Consider the following 24,681-nt stretch of genomic DNA (forward strand, 5'->3'; position numbering starts at 1 on the left):
GATTTTATTCTGTTTATCCCGATTTATGCCGATCCGGTAGTGATTCAATGAGATGATTACGGCTTGCGAACCAAACGATCCGTCTGCCGCAATTCATCGATTGTTCGCGCCCCGATGCCGAACATCGTAATTCGCAGCTCAGCCTCTACTTGAGCAAGCACTTCGTCCACCGCTTCCTCGGAATCTGCTGCTGCAGCTAGCAACGACCGTCCGAAGCCCGCCAATTGAGCGCCAAGCGCAATCGATTTCGCCGCATCAACCCCCGTATGTAATCCACCGCTGGCGATAATCGGTTGATTCGGCAGCACCTTGTGCACCTGCTGCAGGCTGTCTGCTGTCGGAATCCCCCAATCCGCGAAGGCTTCTGCGGCGCGCTGCATGACCACATTGCGGGTTCGCTGCTTCTCAACCTGACTCCATGACGTTCCGCCTGCACCTGCAACGTCTATGAAGGCAACCCCGACATCTGCTAACTGCTTCGCTGTATCCGGCGCAATGCCCCAACCGACTTCTTTCACGCCGACTGGTACGTCCAACTCATGGCATAGCTGCTCGATACGGCGAAGCAGACCAGAGAAATTGACATCCCCCTCAGGCTGGAACACCTCTTGCATCGCATTCAAATGCAAAATAAGCCCGTCCGCCTCGACGAGCTCCACCGCACGGCGGCACTGCTCAACCCCCATACCCACATTAAGCTGAACGGCACCGATATTGGAGTATAACGGTATCGTCGGTGCGAGGTCGCGGATTCGGAACGTGCTCACGACCTCGGGATTCTCTACCGCCGCTCGTACAGAGCCAACCCCCATTGCCCAGCCCCGAGCTTCCGCAACTGCAGCTAGTCTGCGATTGATTGGCGCCGCATGGCTGCTTCCTCCCGTCATCGAGCTGATGAGCAGCGGCGTACGAACCTCCTTGCCAAGCCATTCCGTTCTGAGCTCGATCTCCCGAAAGTCAACTTCGGGCAGTGCCTGATGGATGAAACGATATCTCTCCAGCCCTGTCGTTATTCCTACTCCGCTCACTGGCTGTTCAAGGCATATTCGAATATGTTCTGTCTTGCGCTGCTCGGTCAACGATGCCGCATCTGGCTGACGTTCCCGCATGGGCGCACCTCCTTACCGAATCGTATGTGCGATCTATGGCCGTTGATACTCGTTCCATCTTTCAGTTTCTTTCCTGCCGCTAAGCGCGGCAGCAATACTGTGTCTATCATTTATGCTTGCTTATTTAGACTCTTCGCCAAAAATCTGTCGCTTCAATCGTTCTCCTGTAGGGGTAACAGCCAGTCCTCCGCGTGCTGTTTCCCTCATCGTGGACGGCATCGTCTGCCCAATGCGGAACATCGCTTCGATGACCTCATCGCAAGGGATTACACTTTCAACCCCCGCCAACGCCATATCTGCTGCAACCATCGCGATCGCAGCTCCCATAGCATTGCGCTTTACGCATGGCACTTCTACAAGCCCGGCTACTGGATCGCAGACAAGCCCGAGCATATTCTTCAGCGCGATTGCCATCGCATGCGCCGATTGGTTAGGAGTTCCTCCGGCCAGTTCGGCAATCGCCGCCGCAGCCATGCCAGCTGCAGAACCAACCTCAGCCTGACAGCCGCCTGCCGCACCGCTGATCGATGCATTGTTCGCGACAACGAGACCGAATGCACCAGATGTGAACAAGTATTCTACCATCTGTTCACGAGAAGGATTGAGCTTATCCTTTAAGGCAAATAACGTCCCTGGAACAACCCCCGCTGAACCTGCAGTCGGTGTTGCACAAATAAGCCCCATCGCGGCATTAACTTCATTCGTTGCCACTGCTTTACTAACAGCATCCAGTAATGTATCTCCACAGAGAGACTTGCCGGATTGGATATACTGCTGCAGCTTCACTGCATCTCCACCCGTAAGCCCGGAATGGGAACGAACACCAGCGAGACCACGCTCTACAGCCTGCTCCATCACATCCAAGTTGCGCATCATTTGCTCAATCACCTTTTCGCGCGAGCATTGGCGCACTTCCATTTCCTGCTCAATCATCACATCGGCGATTTTGCACTGCCGTTCTTCAGTTATTGCGATTAATTCCGCCACATTGCGAAACATAATTTACCCTCCTTCCTTACGATAAGCTTTAGTCTTCCATTCGAAGCACACGATTTACTCCAGGAAGTTCTCGAATCTGCTGCAGGATAGATTCTGCAATCGCCTCATCTGTCTCTATGACCATGAGCGCCATCTTGCCCTTCTCCTTGCGGCTTACTTCCATATGCCCGATATTGACCTGCTCCCCGCTCAAAATATTAGTGACACCTGCAATGACTCCATACCGATCATGGTTCATGACGAGAATCGCAGGACACTGGCCCGACAGCTTCAATTTGAAACCGTCCAGCTCCGTAATTTCTACCTTCCCACCGCCAATCGAGATGCCGACTACCTCCATCTCATCGTGCTCATCAGACATCCGAATTTTAGCGGTATTCGGGTGCTCCGGCACGGCATCTTCTGGTGTAATGATGACTTCTATGCTTGCTTCTTCCGCATATTTCAACGAATCCGGCAGTCTTGCATCATTCGTATCATAATCGAGTACACCAGCAACAATCGCTACATCTGTTGCATGCCCCCGATAAGTTTCAGCGAATGAACCGTATAGGGAAATGTGAACCCGCTTCGGCGGTCTGCCGAAAATACTGCGGGCCAATCGTCCAATCTTCGCCGCTCCCGCTGTATGCGAGCTGGATGGCCCCACCATGATTGGACCAATAATGTCAAAAACACTGCGATATTTCATCGCGCTTCCCCCTTTGTCGACATCCCCTTCTCATTGTGCACACGCTTGGTCACGATATATCTGTACATACTCTCAGCGCATGAGCAGCAGGTTCGGAGACTTTTGGTAAGTTCTCTGATACTTCCCACCCGGCTGCTATGCGCTTCGATAACTGTCGTATCTATTCGTGTCAGGATTCGATTATACTTTTATATTGTACGCAATCGCAATCGCTTTCTCTACGGCTAAAGTCGTCCAACACGTTTTTGTGCAATCCCATCCTAGCAGGGCTTGAGCAGGATGACAACCCTGCAGCAATATTATTTTCCTGTAATATGATGTAAGCTACTATTCATTATTCATTCAAATCTTCTTACGATGATTGAATATAAGCAAAATGGAGCTTCAAAATGCTTTTGAATCCATTGAGCTGAAACTATAGGATACGATCCCCGAGCAATGTTCCGATCAGATCGAGTGCAAGTCTTGCCGTGCGGTTATCCGTATCCAGCGAAGGATTCACCTCCACGAACTCTGCAGATGTTACGATGCCGGATTCATGAAGCAACTCTAACGCAAGATGGGCTTCCCGATAGCTGACTCCGCCTCGCACAGGCGTACCTGTACCAGGCGCCTCAATCGGATCAAGACTGTCTACGTCAAAACTTAAATGAACACCATCTGTGCCGTCGCTTGCTATTCGGATAGCCTCCTGCATCACATGAAGCATCCCATAGCGATCGATATCGTGCATTGTGAAACAGGCGATCCCCTGCTCACGAATATAAGAACGCTCTCCAGGATCTAAATCGCGAGAGCCTACTAGCACAACATTTTTCGGATCTAAATGATTGCCCGGCCATTTCCATTGGCCTTCGGTCAAGCTTCCACGGCCTAAAGCAACAGCTAATGACATTCCGTGCACATTTCCTGACGGACTTGTATCTTCCGTGTTCAAATCAGCGTGTGCGTCGAACCAGATCACGCCAAGCTTGTGATATTGCTGTGTAAGTCCCCCTAAAGTTCCAATCGCAATTGCATGATCCCCGCCCAACACAAGCGGAAAGCGCCCTGATTCTACAACTGCCTGAACCTGCTCAGCAAGAGCGTCACTCATGGCAATGACCTCTGGCACATACTTCGCCTTCCCTGCAGTGACGGACAACGCTGGCGCCTCTGCTTTGGCAGCAGCTATACAGTTCACTTCCCGCTCCTCGTCTACTGCAAGTCCTAATTGATTAAGATGCCGAACAAGCCCAGACTGCATCAGGCATTCAGGGCCACGCTCCGCGCCTCGTCTTCCAGCTCCTAGACCAAATGGTACTTGAATAATAGATAATGGTACATTCATCTGTCTCTCTTGTGATGTCATACTGATCGCTCCCTTCGATATGACAATTCCGACAAATTCACCTGCTCCTCTATCTATGCTGCTGTATACCCTAGTCGATTGCCTTCAATTTTTAAATTTATAGGGGTGACTACATCTCTACATTACGCTTATATATCCGGCTTTCAAATACCTCATCTGTAAAATGTCACGTAGTTGTCGCTCTAACAGTCAACACGCTGCGGATTCGTTCAATCGCCCAATCCAACTGCTCCTCCGTAATAACTAACGGTGGAGCGAAACGAATTACTGTTCCGTGAGTTTCCTTACATAGCAGTCCTAGGCGCATGAGGGCTTCACAATACAAGCGAGCGTCCTCTGTCAGCTCCATCCCAATGAGCAAGCCACGGCCGCGGATCTCCTTCACGATTGAACTGGAGATACCAGTCAGCTTCTTCTGGAAGTAAGCTCCCATCCGATCAGCTCGCTCTGCCATTTCCTCCTCTTCAAGCACGGTAAGTGCAGCAGAAGCAACCGCGCAGGCAAGTGGATTGCCGCCGAAGGTGGAGCCGTGCGAACCGGGCTCGAACACAGATAAAATCGGTTCATCTGCCGCGACAGCCGATATCGGAAGCACTCCGCCGCCAAGCGCTTTGCCCATAATGTACATATCCGGCACTACCTGCTCCCAATCGCAAGCGAACCGTCTTCCCGTGCGGCCGAATCCGGTTTGAATCTCATCTGCAATGAACAGCACATTATGGCGAGTACAAATTTCACGGACTTTGCGCAAATAGCCCACGGGCGGCATGACAATTCCATTCTCCCCCTGAATCGGTTCCACAAGGAATGCAGCCGTATTGGCTGTTATGGCACCCTCCAACGCTTCGGCATCGCCGTATGGGATAATCGTGAAGCCTGGTGTGAATGGTCCGAAGTCGTCTTTGTATTCTTCACTAGAGGAGAACGAAGTGACTGTAATCGTTCGACCATGGAAGTTGCCTTCACATACGATAATATTCGCTTGATCATGCGGTACGCCCTTTTGTCTATACGCCCAGCGCCGAGCTGCCTTAAGAGCAGTTTCAACAGCCTCTGCCCCTGTGTTCATCGGCAGTATCTTGGACTTGCCCGTATATGCAGCAAGCTGCTCGCTTAATCGTGACAACGGCTCGCTGTGAAAGGCACGCGAGCAGAGCGTCAATTGATTGGCTTGATCCACAAGTGCTTCTATCAGCTTCGGGTGGCGATGTCCATGGTTCAAGGCCGAGTAAGCGCTTAACATATCCATATAGCGGCGCCCCTCCGGATCCTCAACCCATACTCCCTCCGCCTTCGAAATGACGACAGGAAGCGGATGATAGTTCCTCGCTCCGAATCGTTCCGCTGTCTGAATAATTTCCTCTGACCGTTTCATGTTCCGTCCTCCTCTGTCCTCAATTACGTTACTTCCCTACATCCTATTCCACAAGGGGTGTACACTCTCCTTTTCTTTAGCAGAAAAAATTCCCATGATATTCCTTCTACCGGAACAGCTGGGAACCCTTCTGCATAAGACTTATTTACGATAATTTATCACGATGCCAACGTCTCAGTGTCTTGCTTGTGCTTGGCTGCCGAGTCAAATGAATGAAACACGCCATAGAAAAGAATAAATAGCGACAGCCCGCTGAATATAAGCACCATGTAAGGCAAGCCGATTGTATCTAAACTAAACCCTGCAGCGAGAAGCACAACTTGGAACAGGACTCTGTCCAGCATTGTGCGGAATGAGAAAAATCGACCGTGCAGTTCCTTCGGAATCGACTTTTGGAAATAGGTTGACAGCAGCGGGAAGAAGAATCCTGCAGCCAAACCAAATAGAGCAAACGCCACAATCGTCATCCACTTCACATGAGCAAAGAACAACAGCGCTTGTGCGCCTGCGATAATGAATGAGAGGGTAAATAATTGCTTGAGCAAATCACGCTGCCCGGAAATGCGCTTCACGAAGAATGCGGCCAATATAAAGGCAATGCCTTCTGCGGCATAGAGCCAGCCCTTAATTTGCGAATCTTGATGCATTTCACTAATATTGATGACCATCAAGTTGAAGCTTCCAATGAAGAACCCCGGAATAATAGACAAGCCTAGCGCCGTAAGGGCAACCGGCATCCCCTTCAGCATAGGAACAATCTCCTTGAACCCACCGCCTTGCTTCTCCTTGCGATTTAGATTGCGTTTCTGTTCTCCCCCTTCATCGATATCGAGGAAGTAAGTGGAGACAAGGAGAAGTCCATAAGCAACCAATGAAGCGGTATATAAGGCAGACAAGCTCATAACAGACAGCATCATGCCAGCTGCAACCGTTCCGATGATGCGGGCAATTGTAGAGGCGTTCATATGAATCCCGTTCAATGCGATCAGATCTTTGTCCTGTACGATTAACGGGATGACCGACTGCAGGGCCGGGAAGTAAAAAGCAGCCGATATTTGCAAGCAAATCGCAAATAAAATCATCCACCATACCGAGCTTTGCGCAATGGCGAGAAACATAAAGCATACACTCACCATCCGTCCAATACCCGCCCATATGAGGACATTCTTTTTCCGATGTGAATCAATTACCTTGCCTGCATAGGGGCCGATAAGCACACCTGCCAGCAGACCTGTAAATAAGATCAAAGACTTCATGAAATCTGACGGCACATGATGCTGCATAAATTCCAGATTCGCGATAATGGATGTCCAAAGTCCAAGCCCAGCAACAAATTCGCCGCAGAGCACGATCCATACGTTACGATTGCTCCACAAAAGAGATTCCCTCCGATAACCATATGTCATAATTGGTAGAGTAAATATAGAAATTGGAAAATGAAGGGGGAATAAGCGGGCAAAAAAAGCTGCTTGGCAAAGCCAAACAGCTCCTATTATGATTCCCGTTCACTTCATAGTGGGTTATATTAGCTTCTTTACACAGCATTCGATTGCAGCAGTGTGTTCGCTACACATTCATCCTTGCGCTCGCACCGTTCACCACAAACGCGCCCCTTGCCGCGCGGCACGCACATTGGCGTTCCAAACAGCGGGTCATCGCACACGATACATTCCATACAGAATACGTCTCTTACCATGTCAACCGTAAGCACATCTTCCGGAGCCCCTTGCGAATGGATCCCCTTATTGCGCACCGCTATAATATGATCAGCATAACGGCATGCGAGATTCAAGTCATGAAGAACCATCACGATGGTACGGCCTTCATTCCGATTCAAATCGTACAGCAAGTCGAGTATCTCAATTTGATGACTCAAGTCCAAATACGTCGTCGGTTCATCCAACAGGACAATGTCCGTATTTTGCGCAAGCGTCATTGCGATCCAAGCTCGTTGTCGCTGACCGCCAGACAAGGCATCTACTGGCCGATCAGCCAAATTCTCAAGACCTGTCACCTTCAATGCATGGCGCACAAGCCGTTCATCCTCTTCTGACCACTGCTTCAGCCACGTCTGATACGGATAACGTCCCTGCTTCACAAGCTGATGCACTGTCAGGCCTTCCGGAGCTGATGGTCCTTGGGGCAAGATCGCCATCTTACGCGCAACTTCCCTCGTTCCGGTACGATGAATATCCTTGCCATCCAGCAGGACTGTTCCACGATTCGGCTTCAGCAAACGGGCGAGCGAGCGGAGCAGTGTCGACTTGCCGCATCCGTTGCTGCCAATCAGCACCGTAATCTTTCCTTCAGGTATACTAACCGTTAAATCTTCTATTATAGAGGTTTCCCCATACGATAACGTAAGAGATCGTGTGTTCAATACAGACATGATCGTTCCTCCTGCATTCCATGGATAATGAAAATCGTTCTCAAAAGGAGTTCTCCCTAATCATGCCACAAACCAGACATAGAGTCAATCTATTCCATCCGCTACTGTAAAGCCAATATGGCTTACAGTAGCGGTGAAAATAAGCGTGCTGCTGACTCAAGGAAGCGTGTTAACACTTTTTTGCGAGCGAACTGTTCCTCCACGATAGGAGCAGCGGACTGAAGATCCAGCTCGAACTCCTCTACGAGTTGATGAACACTCTCTGTACGCAGCAGCAGTGCATTGACCTCAAAGTTCAAATGAAAGCTGCGCATATCCATATTTGCAGTTCCGATCGTTGCCATCTTTCCATCTACAATAATAAGCTTCGAATGAAGAAATCCCTTTTCATACTCGTAAATGCGTACTCCCGCTTCCATAAGTCCAGGGAAGTAGGAATGCGACGCAAGAAATGGCAGCCACTTATCCGGCTTTGCCGGGAACAGGAGCTTAACGTCGACGCCAGACAACGCTGCAACACGGAGCGCTGTAAAAATATCCTCATCCGGGATAAAGTAAGGCGTCGCGATCCAAATTGATTTTTTCGCCGAGGTCACCATGGAAAAGAATACATTCTTCATCGTCTTGAATTCTTGATCCGGGCCGCTTGCAATCATCTGCACAGCTCCTGAGGCTGACTCAGTTGGCTTCGGCATCAAATATTCCGGATCATACAGCTTGCGCCCTGTCGTATGTGCCCAATCCTGCAGAAATATGATCTGAAGTGTCTTGACGGCTTCTCCCCGTACAATCATATGGGTATCGCGCCAGAAGCCATAGGTCTTGCTGCGGCTTAAATACTCATCTCCTACATTCAGACCGCCAATGAAAGCTACATTGCCATCAACAACTACGATTTTGCGGTGGTTCCGATAATTCACTCGATTCGAGAACAATGGAAATTTCACACCGCCGAATACAGCGACTTCAACCCCTGCGCTGCGCAAATCAGCCAGAAACATCTTCGGCAGATGCATACTTCCAACTGCATCTACCATGAAGCGCACCTTGACTCCCGCAGCCGCCTTGTCAATCAAGACCCGCTTAATCGTTCTTCCAATCTCGTCATCCCGGTATATGTAATATTCCATATGAATATGATGTCTTGCTTTATTCAATTCCGTAAGCAGTGCAGAGAATGTCTCTTCTCCGTTATTCAAAATCCGCGTATCGGTGCCGAATGAGATTGGGCTCTTGCTCAGACGGCTCGTCAGCCGCAGCAGCTGGCGTTCATCAGGATTAAAGGTGGAAAAGACCTGCTCCCTGCGTGTCAGCGATTCATTATCAATGAATGCATACGCCTGTCGGTCTTGAACAGCCTTGCGGGCATAGCGGCGGCGTTTGCGATAGTTTTGGCCGAATAGCATATAAAAAATAAATCCGACAACTGGAACGAGTGCCAGCACGAGTATCCAGGCAACCGTACTGGAAGGATGCCGATTCTCCATAAAAATAATGACGGCAAGCGTAATGACCGCGAATGTCGTCATAATGCTTAGCGATGTCGCAATGGTATGACCGAACGTATCGTTCACATACAGCCCAAGCGTCATCAATAAGATAATAAATAACCCAACCTGCAGCGCTCTCCTCATCCGCACTTTCCCCCATTTTCTATATTTCTGTATCTTCACACTTCGTTTCTATATATTCACTACGTACTTGCCGACCGTATGTATCATCTGTAAGCTTTTTTATGCAATTTGTTCGATAGGAAGAACGATCCATATTGAAATACTATACCCGAAATCCCCCTATTCAAATATGTCATTGACAACGATTTCAACCCTGTGACATAATTTGTCGAACGAACGATAGGTAGTTATGGAACAGCGAAGAATGGAGGGTTTCCCTTTGACTGCCAACCGCATTCAACTTATCGCTCTATCCCATTTTGCCAAATATGGCTATGCCGGAACGTCCATGTCCCATATTGCTGAGGAAGTCGGCATTAAGAAACCATCCATCTATGCGCATTATAAGAGCAAGGAGGATCTGTTCCTGCACGTTCTGCAATCTGTATTTGTCGACGAGCTGAACTGGATTACAGACTTCTTCCATAAGCACGAGCAACTGCCGTTGTATGACCAATTGAAGCTGCTGCTCAAATCATACCGTCATCGCTATAACCAGTATGATGTACTCAAGTTCATGCTTCGAGTCGCCTTTTTCCCGCCGCCATCGCTTCGAGAGCCTGTTCTTGAACGCATGCATGCCTTTGTCGAGAAGCTGGAAAAAGGACTCGTCCCCCGTATGGCACAAGCGCTTCGCTCGCAAGAAATTTGCGGCGTACATCCTGAACAGGCGGCCAAGGCGTTCATTTCCATATTGGACGGGCTTTTCGTACAGTTGCTGTATGGCGGAATTGATCGGTTTGAAAGTAATTTGGAGGCCGCGTGGACGATTTATTGGCGGGGCATTACATGTAGGCCCATATAGAGAAGAAAGGGACCTTTGTATAGAAAGGTCCCTTGTCATGTACATTGCATCGCGTTTTCGTTCTATTTTACTGCACCGGTTCGAGTACAGAATGTACAATTATGCAATCTCCATCTGTTCTGCCCATGCGGCTTCTTTGGCGATGAACTCGCTTAGCAGCAGTCCAATTGCCTTATAGATTGGATGTTCGGCATGCTGTGCTAAGTCCTCTGCAAAGCGTGGCGCCCAGTTCTTCAGATGGTCCAGCACAAATGTGCGCTGGCCATTCATATAGCGCTCGTAACGCTCCTTCGAGGCTACATTGTTCATCATCTTCTCGATAAGAACAGCCATGAATTCCAATTCGATCGCAATATGGTCGTCAGGCTCTCCGTTCATCTTTTTGAAATATAAGCTGAATTCAGCATACATTTGCCGCACATCATGAGCGTAAGACCTTGGCAGCATTTGCTCGCTCGCACGATACATCGTCTCGCAAGGCGCTACAGGCAGCTGGCCTGAAGAGCCAAACAAGCGCAAATATTCATCTCGCAGCGATGAGTATACGGCGTACATTTCGTTAATCGACATGTTCTTGAGCAAACTGCACAGCTTTTGGGCTCCTTCGGAAGCGGATGACAGCACCTTGAGCTTCTGTCCGTTCCGCCATGCCATAATGACATCTAGTGTTGGAACCTCGCCCAGGAAATCAGCCAGCAATTGATAAGCCGTCTTGCGTGTCTCCATTCGTTCCACGGTATCACCACTCCACTGTTCCAGCTGTTCTGCCGTTAACAACATCGTCCGTCCCCTCCATATGTTGATTTCCAGCCTTCATCCATATTGTCCCATAACCGGACGATCAATTGCTGTGACGAATTGTGAACAACATAGGGATGAAAGCGCTATATGTGACACTTATGTGAATTCGAACTCAATTGCCCGGCAAATTGATACGATTCAACTGCATACATACCGTATTCGTAACACCATTTATTTAAACACTAAAATACTGGTAAATTTTATTCTAACAAAGGCGCTAGTAAAGAGACAGCTCCAATTGTTGCCTGACTTTACAATCAAATTGTGATGAAAATGACAAAGAACATAAAGAGGATATTCGATAAAAAAGCATTATAGGCATCTAGAAAAGGGCTTCATTATCGCTCGTATTGTCACATCCTTCCTATGTTTTACTCATCTTCCTGCTGGGGTTCGATATCGAAAGAGAAGCACATAGCCTGAATACGCAGCTGGAAAATACAAAGCCCAAAATGAGGATCAATTTAACCATATACAGGTTGGCCTACATACGAATGGTACACAAGGAGTACACATAATGATTAATAATCCTACGGCATACAAAAAAGCAAATCATTCGCTCAATATATACGCCTCACAGATTGACTGCGGTCCAGTGCGCTATCGTGTCCATTACTGGGGCTTCATGCCTCACCATTACCATAACGCGATGCACCGGCATTCTTTCTTTGAGGTGTGTTACGTCATGGAGGGTATTGGCGAATATATCGATGACGGCAAGCATTACTCGCTAGCAGCAGGTTCAGCATTCTGCTCTCGCCCAGGAATCTGGCATCAGATTCGCAGCGACGAAGGTCTTGCCCTCTGCTTCGTTGCCTTCGACATTTTAGAATCCGAATCGACCGATGCATACGTTCACGCCTATCAAGTACTGGCACAGGAGGCAGTCCCGGTTATTTCTGAAGCTGCGGAATCTACAATGGCAGCGCTGTGGAGCGCTTTGCTGTACATGTTCGACCATGGGAATGGGCAAGGACAAGCTGCATATCCCCCAGCGGTACTGCAAGCTGCGGCAGGTACACTGCTGTACTCGATGCTGCCACTGTTCACGCCAAATCCAGACCAGCTCCCGTCAGCGTCCGAAGCAACCAAGAACCCTCCTGTCGGTCACAATGATCTGTTCCGCAGGGCCAGTCTGTACTTGGAGGATAACCTTAGCGAACCGCTGTCGCTTGACATTGTCGCACAGCATTTGCACATCTCCCCCAGGCATCTGACCCGGCTGTTCATGCAGCATTGCGGCCAGACATTCGTTCAATATATACAAGAGCGCCGCATCCAATTAGCAAAGGAACTGCTGCTCGGCAGCGATGCAGCCATTAAACATATTGCCGGGCAGTGTGGTTTTGAGTCTGTGCATTATTTTACAAGAGTGTTCACTCGCCATCTCGGTGTATCGCCAGCGCGCTTCCGTCGTGATGAACTCCATCGTCCGCGTTCAAACGTTGATCCAAGTCATCCTCCTATTTCATAAAGATGTCCTTTTTGTACAAAAACAAAGCCGACTAGTCCAAATACAGCCTTCCCTTCATTTCCTACAATGAGGGCAATACATGGTGAAAGTGAGAGAACACCTCTCTATCCGGCATGTTACTGTCTTTTTTGCAGCGATATGGAGCCGGAAGGTTTTATTCGTTATTCAAAACTCGTTCCTTGAACTGAAATGGAATTGGAGGCTACACCTAATGAGAATGGAACAGCATCTAGCCCGTGCAAAGACCCCTACCCCAAATCGAGCTTGGACCATTTATGCAATACATCACTCCCATACCGACATCGGATATACAGAGCGTCAAGAAAAAATTGAACGTTATCACGCTGAATTTATTCGCCAAGCACTGAGCATCTTGCAGCAATCTGAGAATGGCGCTAAGCCTGATTGGCAGGGGTTTCGCTGGAACTGCGAAACGTTCTGGGCGGTGGAGCGCTTTTTGGATCAAGCTTCAGAGAAGGAACGCGAGCAATTTGCAGCAGCGGTGCGCAACGGCAGCATCGAACTATCGGGTACGTACTTGAATATGACGGAGCTTCCGGACTATTCCTTATTGCAATGCATTCACAGCAAAGCGCAGGCTTACGCCAAATCGATCGGACATCAAATCGATTCCGCGATGACCGCCGACATTAACGGCTATGGATGGGGCTATGCCCAGAGCCTGCTCGACAATGGAATCAAGCATTTATTCAGCTGTATTCATACTCACCACGGGATGTTCGCTCTTGGCCGCAAGCAGACACCGTTTTGGTGGCAGGCACCGAATGGCGACAGATTGCTCGTCTGGAACGGAGAGCACTACATGTTCGGGAACGAGCTCGGCCTGTGTCCGGGTGCGCTCGGCCAATATATGATTCAGGACGAGTTCGACAATCAGCTTATCGATACCCGTCATAATGATATTGCCCGAATTCGGATGCATCGCTACGTATGCCGACTTGAAGAGGAAGGCTATCCCTATGACTTTGTGCCGATCATGCTGTCCGGTCTTGGTACAGACAATGCCTCGCCTAATGGTCGGATTATGGAATTCATCCGTGATTGGAACGCCCAATACGGAGAAACGATTCGCATCGAGATGACGACGCTTAGTGGATTCTTCGCCAGACTGAAGCAGGAAGATATGGAGCAACTGCCTGTCTATGCAGGTGATTGGCCAGATTGGTGGTCAGATGGCGTCAGCTCGACAGCTATGCATACTCAGCTATACCGTGACGCGCAGCGGACGCTAAGAAAGGTTAAGTATCTCGATCCAAAACAAGAGCTTGTAGATGTGCAGCAAATTAGCGAAGCAGAACAAGCCTTGGTCATGTATGCAGAACATACGTGGGGTTATCACTCTTCCATTTATGAGCCGTGGCATCCGAACGTGCAACTCTTAGAGGTTCGCAAGCAGGCCTATGCCGCCGACGCAAGCCGTTTGGCGCACCAAGCTTTGGATCAGGTGCTGTTCGCCCAAGGCGCGGCACCGTTATACCCGGAACGGCCGATCCGCTATCGTATCGTCAACACAGAGAACGCATCCGCGAATAAGCTGGTAACGCTGCCCTTGGATGGCTGGGAGCCTGCTTTATTTGAGGATGGGATGGAGGTCGTACACGAAGGTACTGGAGCCGTGCTTCCGCACCAGTCCCCACACCCGCAATCCATTGTCATCCAAGCCTCGCTTGATGCGGGCGAGGAGTGTTTCCTGAAGTTGCGTAAGACGCAAGCTCTGCCTATTAACCGAACAACATCCAATACCCGCCTCATGGGTAGTGACCGCGTCTATGATATGGACGATCTGCAAATAGAACACGCTGCTCACGGGCCAATCCGGATTGCGCAGCACATGATTGAATCACCCTTTGTCCGCATAGAATGGAAGGAGCATGACGGCATCATTTCTTGGCTAGATAAACAATCCGGCGCAGAACTGCTGGCAGCCAATCGCGAGTATGGGGCATTTACACCGATATATGAGGTTACTCCAGCGGCTGATTCGAGCGATCCAAGCCAAGTATGGGCCGTCCGCAGCCGGATGGGGCGGAATCGCAAGGGTATTAACGTAGAACGAAGCGCTGGATGTCTCATTCGTGTTCGTCCGATAGAAAACGGCCCGCTATATGCTACTGTTGAGCTTACTTACACAATTGAAGGCATGAGCTATTACGCGTTGTTCCTGAAGGTATACGCAACTTCGAATCGAGTAGAGGTATCGGTTCGACTTCATAAAGATAGCGTATGGCTTCCTGAAAACGTATATGTGGCGTTACCGTTTACAACAGGCGAATATAGCAAGGATACGTTATATGTAGAAAAGGCAGGAGCCATCGTCCGGCCATGGATCGATCAACTGCCGGGCACTTGCCTGGACTATACGTGCATTCAGGAGGGCTTGGCATGGAGCAGCCATACTGGGGCAGGGCTAGCCAATTCTACGATCGGATCCGAAGGTTCTCGGACAGTTATGGACGAGCTCGAACAAGCTACGGAGCGTACACTGCTTCTGGCCATGCCCGATACGCCGCTGCTCCAGTTGGGCTCGCTTGACCATGGACGCAGGATTGTCCATACGCAGCAGGCGCAGGATACTAAGCCTTCTGCCTATGCATGGCTGATGACCAACTATTGGGAAACAAACTTCAAGGCTACACTCGGCGGATTTTACGAGTTCCGTTATGCATTGGAATTGCGTCATGATGTAATTCCAACAGAACAATTGCCAGATGAAATCCCTGCGCTAGCTGCTGAGTTTATTGTTGCACGCATGAATTAATGAAAGCATGATCGTTTCAGTCTTCGTCCCCGATGCCGCTTGCTCCTCGTCAGGCATCGGGGTTCTGTTATCTTCTACATCTCCACCATAGCCGCCCCATCTTCACGAGTCCATCTTATAAAAAAGACCCAAACGGGCTCCTTGCTCTCCCATTCAGGCCTTCTTGGCATATTTTAGACTTCCTTTATTACCACTGAGATTGATACTTGCACTACGTGTGCATACAACGCATGTATTACTTGTGCATGCTTCACGAGCACGTTTGGAACTTAGATCAGCCTTCAGCCTTCGCAATTTCCGCATCAAGATCGCGGCTCGTCAGATCGGCATTCATGAAGGCTTCTGTTTCGGGGAAGTGCATATGCACTTCTGACGGCTTGCCAATCTGGATGACGCCGGACTTGAACTGAAGATCAAGTACATGTCCGCCGCCTGTACGCGCATCATCGACAAAGTGATGATGGTAGCCGGCCACGGCTATCCCTTGAGCGAAGGCCGGCATACGAAACGCTGCCACCGTACCGCGCTTTTTCTCCAGCGTGAAGATAGGCTGCGATTCGATTGCCTCCAAGAAGGGACGGAATGGCGGCTTCTGCTTCGCAACAGTACGTGTTACAACACGTTCGAATTCTCCGTCAATACGAATCGCGTAGAACAGGTTTAGGCTCGGGAGCAAGCTGTCAATCAGCTGCTCCAGCTCGCTGCGGCTCATCGGCTGATTCACCCGAAATGTCTTCTCCGCTTGAAAGAAGGTAACGGACGCGAACGGCGTTCCCTCCTCCGGCTTTACAGGCGTTACACTGCTGTCGGAGCGCAGGCGGTAGTAGTTCCCATCAAAGGCGATTAATTCACCATCCAATTCATTGAACGTGCCTATACCGAAGTCGCCATGCTGCTTCAGCTCAGCCATTGTCATGTTTCCCTCGAACACACCGTCGAGCAGGGCGCTCATAGTAGATGTCTGGAAAATGGTGCTTGGCTGCTCTGAGCGGTGTTCCGTTTCTCGTTCTGTTGTTGTATATGAGTCCGATGGACGTAATGTTGTGTTGACCGGATGTTCCAATACGGCATTCATCTTCTCTGTTCCTCCTTGTTGCGTGCTGTATTTTTCCCTTGCTTCCAGTTCGTTCTTAATGGAACTGGTCTGGAAGTAGAGTATCTCCAAGTGCGATATTGTCACTGTAATCGACAGGAATATCAATGACGACAGGCCCTTCTGCTTCAAGCGCCTTCTTCAGTGTTGGCACCAGTTCAGCAGGATCCGTGACACGGTAGCCCGTAGCTCCATAGCTTTCTGCGAACTGCACCATATCCGGCTGACCGAATTCGATGCCTGCGGTACGGCCGTATTTCATTTGCTGCTGGAATGCGACCATATCGTATGTGCCGTCATTCCAAACGAGGTGAACAATCGGCAGCTTCAAGCGCACAGCCGTTTCAAGCTCCATCGCAGAGAACAAAAACCCTCCATCTCCTGATACGGAAACGACCTTCTCATTTGGACGAACCAGTGCGGCCGCAATGGCCCAAGGCAAGGCAACGCCAAGCGTCTGCATTCCGTTGCTGAACAGCAGTCGGCGCGGCTCATACGAGCGGAAATAACGCGCCATCCATATATAATGAGAACCTACGTCACAAGTGACGGTCACGTTATCGTTGATGACGCTGCGCAGGCCATGAATAATTTGCAGCGGATGAACAGTGCCCGGCTTGACTTTCTGCGGCGGTTCACAGGCTTCCACCAGCTTTGCCAGCAAGGAGTCGCACAGCACATTCGCTTCTGGCGTCCGCTGCAAGCCGGACAAATGCTTCGTTAATTCCTGCACCGTACGGTCGATGCTGCCGAGCAACTCCATGTCAGGCTGATAATCATGATCAATATCTGCTTGTACGTCATCCAAATGAATAATGCGGCGCTGGCCGTCATGATTCCAGAACTTCGGATCGTACTCTACTGGGTCATACCCTATCGTCAATACCGCATCGGCCTGTGCCAGCAGTTCATCTCCCGGCTGGTTGCGGAACAATCCGATACGGCCGAAGAAGTGAGCCTCCAATTCACGGGAAATGGCACCTGCCGCTTGGAATGTCTCTACAACTGGAATATTCGTATAAGCGACAAGCTGCCGAATCGCATATACCGCTTCCGGCGAGCTTGCCCGCATTCCAAGGAGAATGACCGGGATGCGTGCGCTGCGCAGTGCCTTTGCCGCTTCGGCAATATCTTCAGAAGGAGCTGCTCCAAGCCGTGGCGAAGGCAGCGGGCCAATTGCTGACACCTCTACCGGACTTGTGATTACATCCTGCGGCAGGCTGACAAAAGCTGCGCCTTGACGCGGCGAAGTCGCTGCACGGAAGGCGTTCGTCAGTACCTCCGGCAGGTTGTCAGGATGCTGTACTTCTGCGCTGTACTTCGTAACTGGCTGGAACAGTGCTGCATTGTCCATTGATTGATGCGTCCGCTTCAAGCGATCTGCGCGTGATACAGCCCCACCTAAGGCAACCACCGGATCACCTTCTGCCGTTGCAGTAACAAGACCTGTCGCCAAGTTGGAGGCCCCTGGTCCAGATGTCACCAGGCATACCCCCGGTTTTCCTGTTAATCTGCCAACTGCGGCTGCCATGAACGCGGCGTTCTGCTCATGCCGGCACACAATTAAAGAGGGGCCTCGATCAACAAGTGCGTCAAAAACGCTGTCAACCTTAGCCCCCGGAATTCCAAAAATATGAGTGACGCCTTGACGATTCAGGCAGTCCACGACAATGTCTGCTCCACGCATCGCGGATAATTGTTGATGGCGATCCTGATCGACACAATGAATCTCAACGCGTTGGCTGGCTTTCTCATTCATGCGAGTCTTCGTAGTGTTCATGATATTCATCCCTTTCCTCGTGGTGATATTACCCAATGTATTAATACAGTATAAGACACATACTATGAAAACATATGAAAATAATCAGTCTGTATTATATATAATACTCCTTTTTTTTATTTTGTCTATTCGCAATTTTCAATCGGTCATGGTACATTCGAGAATAGAAGCCTGACTTACGATCCTAGATCACCTTACTCTACCGAATGAAAGGATAGATTTTCGATGAATGATAAATGGAACAAGCTCCGTTCCGCCATGGAGGAAAGCAGCATTGATGTCATGCTGATTACAGATCCGAAGCATGTCTATTACTTAACTGGCTTTGCTTGCGATCCGCATGAACGGTTTCTTGGCATCATTGCCCCTCTGCAAGGAGAGCCGACACTGATTGTGCCTGCGCTTGATGGAGATAAGGCAGCCGCTGTGTCTGTCGTAAAGGACATTGTTACTCATACCGATACCGACAATCCCTATGACATCCTGAAGCAGCATCTGCCGCAGCAGCCCGCTCGCTTCGCGATCGAGAAGGGACATATGTCCGTACAGCGTTATGAAGCATTAACAAGTGCCACAGCAGCGAAAAGCTTTGTAGATGCAGGTCCTATCCTGCAGGCGATGCGTGTCATTAAGTCGGAAGAAGAAGTCGTTCGCATGAAGGAAGCGATTCGTCTTGTTGAAGCCGTTCTGCTGGAGGGCGTAAGCCGAGTTAAAGTAGGCATGAGTGAAATCGAAGTGGTGGCGGAGCTTGAGTATTTGATGAAGAAGCTTGGCTCAGACGGCCCATCCTTCAGCACGATGGTGCTGGCAGGCGAAAATGCCGCACTCCCGCACGGCGTACCGGGCTCGCGCACCATTAAGGAGGGCGAGCTGCTCTTGTTCGATATGGGCGTATATGCGAATGGCTACGCCTCTGACATTACGCGCACCTTTGCCGTAGGTGAAGTGAATGATACTTGCAAGGAAATCTACAATACGGTGCTCGCCGCGAACATGGCAGCCATCGAGGCTGTGAAGCCAGGCGTTACATTTGGCAGCCTTGATCGCACGGCACGCAAAGTCATTGCGGACAAAGGCTACGGGGATTATTTCACACATCGTCTCGGTCATGGCCTCGGCATCGATGTCCATGAGTACCCATCCGTACATGAGCGCAACGAGGATGTGCTTCAGCCGGGCATGCTGTTCACGATTGAACCGGGCATCTACGTGCCGAAGGTAGCTGGCGTACGCATCGAGGATGATGTCATCGTAACCGCAGACGGCGTTGAGGTGTTGACTTCTTATCCGAAGGAACTGACGATCATCGGTGTGTAACGCCTCTCCGTTCTAACCGATTCCATACACAACTTGGAGGCGCATTGTATGTTCCGTACAACCCTTCAAAAACAAACACCCACCCTCATGCTCATCTCAAGCATGGAGGGTGGGTGTCTTTGCCTATTCGACTAACCTCAACTTATTCCCAAATTGGAACAAAGGCTTCCGTCAATCGTCCATCATTCATTCTCGTTACTATCGACAGATTCACGGTTCGGAACATCTTTCATGCGGTAGCTGAGCATAACGAACACGTATTCATCCTTGGTCGTCTGCTCTCGCAATTGTTTATCATTAGCAATCACGGATTCGTCTGGATTGAAAGGCGGCGGTGCATAGTTGGATGAGATTGCTTGCTGTACATAATACGCCTTCTCCGCCCATCCCATCGGTGTCATTGATGTATAGGCAATCTTCGCTTCCGCAAGCAAGTCCTCTCCATACTGTCCTTTTCGCATTCCGTCCTCGATTACATCCATACCTTGATGGGTAATGCGAAGAAGCTCCTGCACGATCAGACTGGAATGCTCCTGTGATATTTCCTTCCCCAACGTATAGCTGCGCTGCTCTTGATTCGCACGATAATACTTTTCGATCAGATTCCCCTGCTGCTTCGTCTCGACAAGCTCCAGCAGTTGGGCCTCTTCCAGCTTTTTTACATGGTAATACAGTCTGGATGGCTTCTCATCCATGATCTCTGCCATCTGTTTCACCGTAATCGGCTCATCTTGCGCAAGCCGCAATATTTGCATCCGGCGTGGATCTAGCATTATCTTCAACAGCTCGACATCGTTAATTACTCGCTGCTCTTGCAAGCTGTCCCCTCCCTTAGTCTGAAGAAGACATCGCCAGGTCTCCTCCCGTCATTCTCGCTTCATTCGTAGTTCGAAGTGCTTGATTATATTTTAACAGAGGGAAAATGACAACGACAATAATAAGCAGCAATCCGGCAAGCGCGGTGGCAAGCAATACGCCGAACATGGAAGCGAATAACCCGCCTATGCCTATGCCAAGAACTGTGCCGGCTTGCGACACAGAATCGAATACGCCTGATCCACGGCCTCTCATTTCATCTGGCATAATCGTAATAAACAGACTGCTGAGCGGTACGTTCGTGCAAGCAAGTGATACACCAAGACCAATCGACCATACATATACACTGAGAACCCCGCTCGTTTGATATAGCGAGTGCAGCGGAATAATGAGCAAGCAGAACAAGCCGATAACCCCAACTGCCCCGAGCAGCAGAACATTGGAAGCCACACGCTTCATGAGATAAGGTGCAGCGAGCGCCCCTAATATGCTGCCTACGGCCACCATACTGGAAATGAAGCCAAAATGCTCGGCAGGAATACGGAAGGTTTGCAGCAAGGCCGCATTCAAGTTCGTATTAATAACACCTACGACAAGCATGATCGGCACAAGCAGCAGAAGAAGTGCAAATAATCCATCGTGACGGTAAATCGTGCGTATCCCTGCCTTCAAGGACTTCCAGTACGGTTCCTTCGCAGCAGCCGACTGCCCCGGTAACCCGCGTTCATTTTGGATTTCTTCACGAGTCCGATCAGGTACGGGCTTTGCTTTGGTCATCGCGTAAATAAACAAAGCAGAAAGCATAAACGTAAGTCCATTAAAAAGGAATAGACGGTTAAAATGACCCAGTGGAATTAGCAGCCCCGCAATCGATGGCCCCACTAGCCGCATAGCCATAAAAGTAGCCTGCGAGAAGGAAACGGCCTGCGAGATGTTCTCTTTCCCAATAAGACTTGGCACAATGGCAGCACGTGCGGGTTCAAAAAACACGGTGCCGATGTTTTGCAACAATATCAACGCATAAATACCGTATAGATTGTGCTGAAATGCGATAAGCAGCACGACAATGACCGCACGGTAGATATCAGCGGCCATCATGATGTGGCTGCGCTGAAAGCGATCGGCGATTGGGCCTACAAATGTGCCGAGCAGCATGCTTGGCAGTACATTTGCCAGTACGACAAGGCTGATAGCCAGCGGATCGCTCGATAAATGGGCGACAAGAAAGATAACAACGAGCCGTGTAATGCCGTCGCCAAGCTCAGAAATGGTTTGGGCAAGCCATAAAAAACGGAATGCGCGGTTGTTCATGAGCAGCTTCATAGGGAATCCTCCACTAAGATGATTTTTATCGTTAAAATTTATTTTAGCGATAAAAATCATTTTGTAAAGGGGTTATTTTCCTGATCCCAAAACAAATATAAATTGCTATTCATGTTCATTCGCCGAAAAAAAGACGCTTGCGAGTCTTCGCAAGCGTCTTTCCTATGATGATACGTATTATTTTTGGATACCGAGCGAGAAGATCTCCGCACTGCTCAAGGCAACAGTTACTTCACGGTTATTCGTGGAAGCAATGTTCTCTTGAACTTCTTCCATGATGTTGCTGCGGTAGAAGCCCTTCGCTGCTTCTGGAAGCGATACATTCAGAGCAGCTTCTTCATGCTTGAAGTTGAACCAGCGACCGACCATGTCGCCTGTCTCTTCTGCCATCTTCAAGGAGGAGAACGCTACGCCTTCACCGTTCCATGCCAGGAATGCATGGTTCACTGGGAACTTGCCTTCCTGCACTTCCACTTGGCGTACAACCCAAGGTACTTGGAATGCATGAGCTTCTGCATAAGCACCGGATTCTACAACATCGCCTTCATGCGGGATAATCGCATATTCAGCCGTATGAACGCCGATGCACTGCGCTTCTGGAGTCGGGAAGTAGCCCCAGTCGCCGAGCTCGCCGGAGGAGCGAAGCAGCGTAACTGCAATCGTGTTCTTGTTGTCTTGCGATACCTCGTATTCGAACAAGCCCTTGTTCGCCACCGTCAAGCCCAGCTTGCCGTCACTTACGCTGACGAATGTGTGCTGATGCTGATCGTTGCTTGGGTTCTCCCATTCCTTCGCTGGAATGTTGTTGCGGCGAGCCGCTTCGAAGATCGATTCCGCCAAGTGTGTTTCGGATTCGAAGCCGCTTGGGAACAATGCTCTTACGCGGTGATCCTTGGACTTATTGTCCATCGTTACATGAACATCAACGCGCTTCGCACCACGATCGAGCGTATAGCGAGTGATGATGCGGAATGTAGCCAATTCAGTCGAACGCTGCGCCTTCCGAATATTGAAGTCCACAATGTCGCGGCGCTCTTCTTCCAATTTATCGTCTGCGGATACTGGAATGTTCCAGTTATGCGCCACTTCAATTACCGCGCGGAACGGCGTATTTTCTACAACCTTGCGCTCTGCCTTCAGCCCTGCCGTCGTAAGCGGCTTGGAACCTGCCGGCATGCGGAACATGTACTCGTTCCCGATATCTCCTGCATCTTCGTAGACGTTCAAACCAGCATGCGTATGACCAGTGGACTTGTCTGTCAACGTAAGCGATCCGTCTTCGGCAACGACTGCTTTCAAACGGTCGTTCTCCAGCGTGAACTCGCCTGTCACAAGGCTAGCCCCTTGTTCCTTCGATGCGCCTGTCACCCAAGCAAGCGTCTTATAACCGAATGCAGGGATATCTTGTACTTGCAAGCGCACCTTCACTGCACGCGCCATATATGGCTGACGGAACTTATCCTTCGGCAAGTCATAGCCGAAGACTACGCCCGCATCTTCCCATTGGCAATCAAGCACACTGCCGTCCGCATCGATAACTGCGCCAGCTTCGATTGGCTCCTTCTTCATTTCCGCTGCCAGCTTCATTGGATGAGCTTCACGGAAATAACGGCGGTACAGTTCAAGCGTCACTTCAACAACGCCATCGCGTCCATATCCTGTGGAGTTGAATACCGTAAACGGTACAGCTTCCTTGCCGCCGTATACAGATGTGTCGATTTGCTTAATCAGGCTATCTGCTGTTTCGTTAATAATCATTTCTGTCATATGCTTCGACTTCTCAAAGCGTGTAACCATCTCGCGATGTACTTCGTCCACGCTGCAGCCGCAAATGCTATCGTGAGGGTGGTTCTGCATCAATGTCTTCCACGCGTACACGAACAGGTGGTGCGGGTATGGCTTGCCTGCTTGGTGTGCAATTGCCGCAAGCGGCTCTGCTACCTTCTCAAGCAGCGTTTGGTTCTCTGCGTTCATTTGCTTCAAATACACGCGGGAGGATGCTGTATTAACAAGTGTATACCAGCCGTCTGTACGTTGGCTGCGCAATTCACCGTGAACCGTCTGCAGGTTCTCAGGCAGCTCCTTGCGAAGCTCGTCTACATAATCATTGAAGTTGGAATGTACGAAATCCACATCCGGGAACAGCTTCTTCGCCACTTCAATCGCTTTAGACAGATCCGTTTGAATCGGCTGGTGGTCACACCCGTTCATAAACAGCAAGTGGCGTGTGGATGCGAATTTTTCCGCATTCGGAATTTGTTTGTCCCAATAAGCTACTGCCTGCGGCTCATCAACAGGTACTTCCATTCCGTTACAGTACCAGTTCGCGAACAAAATGCCGATGACGCGCGAGCCGTCTGGGGATTCCCAGATCATCTCGGAGAACGGCGATTCATATGCTGCATCTTCCGATACTTGGTTGTTGAATCCAGTCGGCTTAACACCGCGGCCGAATACCGCTACATCAATGCCGGATTGCTTTAAGATTTGCGGCGCTTGGCCCATATTACCGAATGAATCCGGGAAATAACCGACCTTGGAAATGTTGCCGCCATACTGCTTCGCATCGCGATGTCCGATTTGCATATTGCGCACGTTCGCTTCGCTGCTTGTCAAGAACTCATCCTGCAGGATGTACCAAGGGCCGATATGAATGCGGCCTTCTTGAATGTACTTCGTCAGCTTCTCCTTCATTTCAGGGCGAACCTGCAAGTAATCCTCCAGCATAATCGTCTGTCCGTCCAGGTGGAAGCTCTTGAAGCCTGGATCATTGTCGAGCGTTTCGAGCAGCGTATCCATCAATTCAATCAAAAGTGCATGATGATATTCATAAGGCATATACCATTCGCGATCCCAGTGCGTATGAGAAATAATGTGGGCAGTCTTTTTAGTCATGTTGTTTCCCT

Annotated in this window: 18 protein-coding genes; 4 read left to right on the forward strand and 14 right to left on the reverse strand. The window is 49.8% G+C overall.

Annotation, left to right across the window (positions count from 1 at the left end):
• Nucleotides 1-56: 56 nt before the first annotated feature.
• The 8 genes from fni to cls form a co-directional block, all read right to left on the reverse strand.
• Complete coding sequence (gene fni / locus ACQ5BJ_RS17580; protein WP_005544890.1) at nucleotides 57-1,109, reverse strand: type 2 isopentenyl-diphosphate Delta-isomerase; 1,053 nt, start codon at nucleotides 1,107-1,109, stop codon at nucleotides 57-59.
• A 120-nt stretch (nucleotides 1,110-1,229) separates the two neighbouring features.
• A complete protein-coding gene (gene sdaAA / locus ACQ5BJ_RS17585; protein WP_430111732.1) occupies nucleotides 1,230-2,108 on the reverse strand; it encodes an L-serine ammonia-lyase, iron-sulfur-dependent, subunit alpha in 879 nt (292 codons plus the stop codon).
• Between the two features lie 28 nt (nucleotides 2,109-2,136).
• Nucleotides 2,137-2,799: an L-serine ammonia-lyase, iron-sulfur-dependent subunit beta gene (gene sdaAB / locus ACQ5BJ_RS17590; RefSeq protein WP_005544894.1), complete on the reverse strand. Its 663-nt coding sequence runs from the start codon at nucleotides 2,797-2,799 to the stop codon at nucleotides 2,137-2,139.
• Nucleotides 2,800-3,214: 415 nt separating this feature from the next.
• Nucleotides 3,215-4,150, reverse strand: a complete 936-nt coding sequence (gene rocF / locus ACQ5BJ_RS17595; protein ID WP_367667193.1) for an arginase — start codon at nucleotides 4,148-4,150, stop codon at nucleotides 3,215-3,217.
• Between the two features lie 166 nt (nucleotides 4,151-4,316).
• Nucleotides 4,317-5,525: an ornithine--oxo-acid transaminase gene (locus ACQ5BJ_RS17600; protein WP_268599079.1), complete on the reverse strand. Its 1,209-nt coding sequence runs from the start codon at nucleotides 5,523-5,525 to the stop codon at nucleotides 4,317-4,319.
• A gap of 158 nt (nucleotides 5,526-5,683) precedes the next feature.
• Nucleotides 5,684-6,901: an MFS transporter gene (locus ACQ5BJ_RS17605; protein ID WP_430111735.1), complete on the reverse strand. Its 1,218-nt coding sequence runs from the start codon at nucleotides 6,899-6,901 to the stop codon at nucleotides 5,684-5,686.
• 158 nt (nucleotides 6,902-7,059) lie between these two features.
• Entirely contained in the window at nucleotides 7,060-7,914 is an 855-nt protein-coding gene (locus ACQ5BJ_RS17610; RefSeq protein ID WP_171416117.1) for an ABC transporter ATP-binding protein, read from the reverse strand.
• 122 nt (nucleotides 7,915-8,036) lie between these two features.
• Entirely contained in the window at nucleotides 8,037-9,548 is a 1,512-nt protein-coding gene (cls, locus tag ACQ5BJ_RS17615; RefSeq protein ID WP_268599077.1) for a cardiolipin synthase, read from the reverse strand.
• 259 nt (nucleotides 9,549-9,807) lie between these two features.
• On the opposite strand from cls, the gene ACQ5BJ_RS17620 reads away from it, so the two are divergent.
• Entirely contained in the window at nucleotides 9,808-10,392 is a 585-nt protein-coding gene (locus ACQ5BJ_RS17620; protein WP_005544905.1) for a TetR/AcrR family transcriptional regulator, read from the forward strand.
• 99 nt (nucleotides 10,393-10,491) lie between these two features.
• On the opposite strand, the gene ACQ5BJ_RS17625 is transcribed toward ACQ5BJ_RS17620, so the two are convergent.
• Nucleotides 10,492-11,172: a TorD/DmsD family molecular chaperone gene (locus ACQ5BJ_RS17625; RefSeq protein WP_430111738.1), complete on the reverse strand. Its 681-nt coding sequence runs from the start codon at nucleotides 11,170-11,172 to the stop codon at nucleotides 10,492-10,494.
• A gap of 538 nt (nucleotides 11,173-11,710) precedes the next feature.
• Between ACQ5BJ_RS17625 and ACQ5BJ_RS17630 the strand changes: the two genes are divergently transcribed.
• Entirely contained in the window at nucleotides 11,711-12,667 is a 957-nt protein-coding gene (locus tag ACQ5BJ_RS17630) for an AraC family transcriptional regulator (RefSeq protein ID WP_268599076.1), read from the forward strand.
• A 211-nt stretch (nucleotides 12,668-12,878) separates the two neighbouring features.
• A complete protein-coding gene (locus ACQ5BJ_RS17635) occupies nucleotides 12,879-15,446 on the forward strand; it encodes a glycoside hydrolase (RefSeq protein ID WP_430111740.1) in 2,568 nt (855 codons plus the stop codon).
• Between the two features lie 274 nt (nucleotides 15,447-15,720).
• Here ACQ5BJ_RS17635 and budA read toward each other — a convergent pair whose 3' ends face one another.
• Entirely contained in the window at nucleotides 15,721-16,521 is an 801-nt protein-coding gene (gene budA, locus ACQ5BJ_RS17640; RefSeq protein WP_005544913.1) for an acetolactate decarboxylase, read from the reverse strand.
• A gap of 55 nt (nucleotides 16,522-16,576) precedes the next feature.
• Nucleotides 16,577-18,226 carry an acetolactate synthase AlsS gene (gene alsS, locus ACQ5BJ_RS17645; RefSeq protein WP_430111988.1) on the reverse strand — a complete coding sequence of 550 codons (1,650 nt, stop codon included), beginning with the start codon at nucleotides 18,224-18,226 and terminating at the stop codon, nucleotides 16,577-16,579.
• Between the two features lie 318 nt (nucleotides 18,227-18,544).
• On the opposite strand from alsS, the gene ACQ5BJ_RS17650 reads away from it, so the two are divergent.
• Complete coding sequence (locus ACQ5BJ_RS17650; RefSeq protein ID WP_005544917.1) at nucleotides 18,545-19,636, forward strand: M24 family metallopeptidase; 1,092 nt, start codon at nucleotides 18,545-18,547, stop codon at nucleotides 19,634-19,636.
• A gap of 182 nt (nucleotides 19,637-19,818) precedes the next feature.
• On the opposite strand, the gene ACQ5BJ_RS17655 is transcribed toward ACQ5BJ_RS17650, so the two are convergent.
• The 3 genes from ACQ5BJ_RS17655 to ACQ5BJ_RS17665 all read right to left on the reverse strand — a co-directional run bounded on the left by ACQ5BJ_RS17655 (nucleotide 19,819) and on the right by ACQ5BJ_RS17665 (nucleotide 24,670).
• On the reverse strand, nucleotides 19,819-20,454 hold the full coding sequence (locus tag ACQ5BJ_RS17655; RefSeq protein WP_005544918.1) for an ArsR/SmtB family transcription factor: 636 nt from the start codon (nucleotides 20,452-20,454) through the stop codon (nucleotides 19,819-19,821).
• 13 nt (nucleotides 20,455-20,467) lie between these two features.
• Nucleotides 20,468-21,775, reverse strand: a complete 1,308-nt coding sequence (locus tag ACQ5BJ_RS17660) for an MFS transporter (RefSeq protein WP_430111743.1) — start codon at nucleotides 21,773-21,775, stop codon at nucleotides 20,468-20,470.
• 177 nt (nucleotides 21,776-21,952) lie between these two features.
• On the reverse strand, nucleotides 21,953-24,670 hold the full coding sequence (locus ACQ5BJ_RS17665) for an alpha-mannosidase (RefSeq protein WP_430111745.1): 2,718 nt from the start codon (nucleotides 24,668-24,670) through the stop codon (nucleotides 21,953-21,955).
• Between the last annotated feature and the right edge of the window lie 11 nt (nucleotides 24,671-24,681).

Source organism: Paenibacillus sp. B1-35 (assembly GCF_050474385.1).
GTDB lineage: Bacteria > Bacillota > Bacilli > Paenibacillales > Paenibacillaceae > Paenibacillus_B > Paenibacillus_B alvei.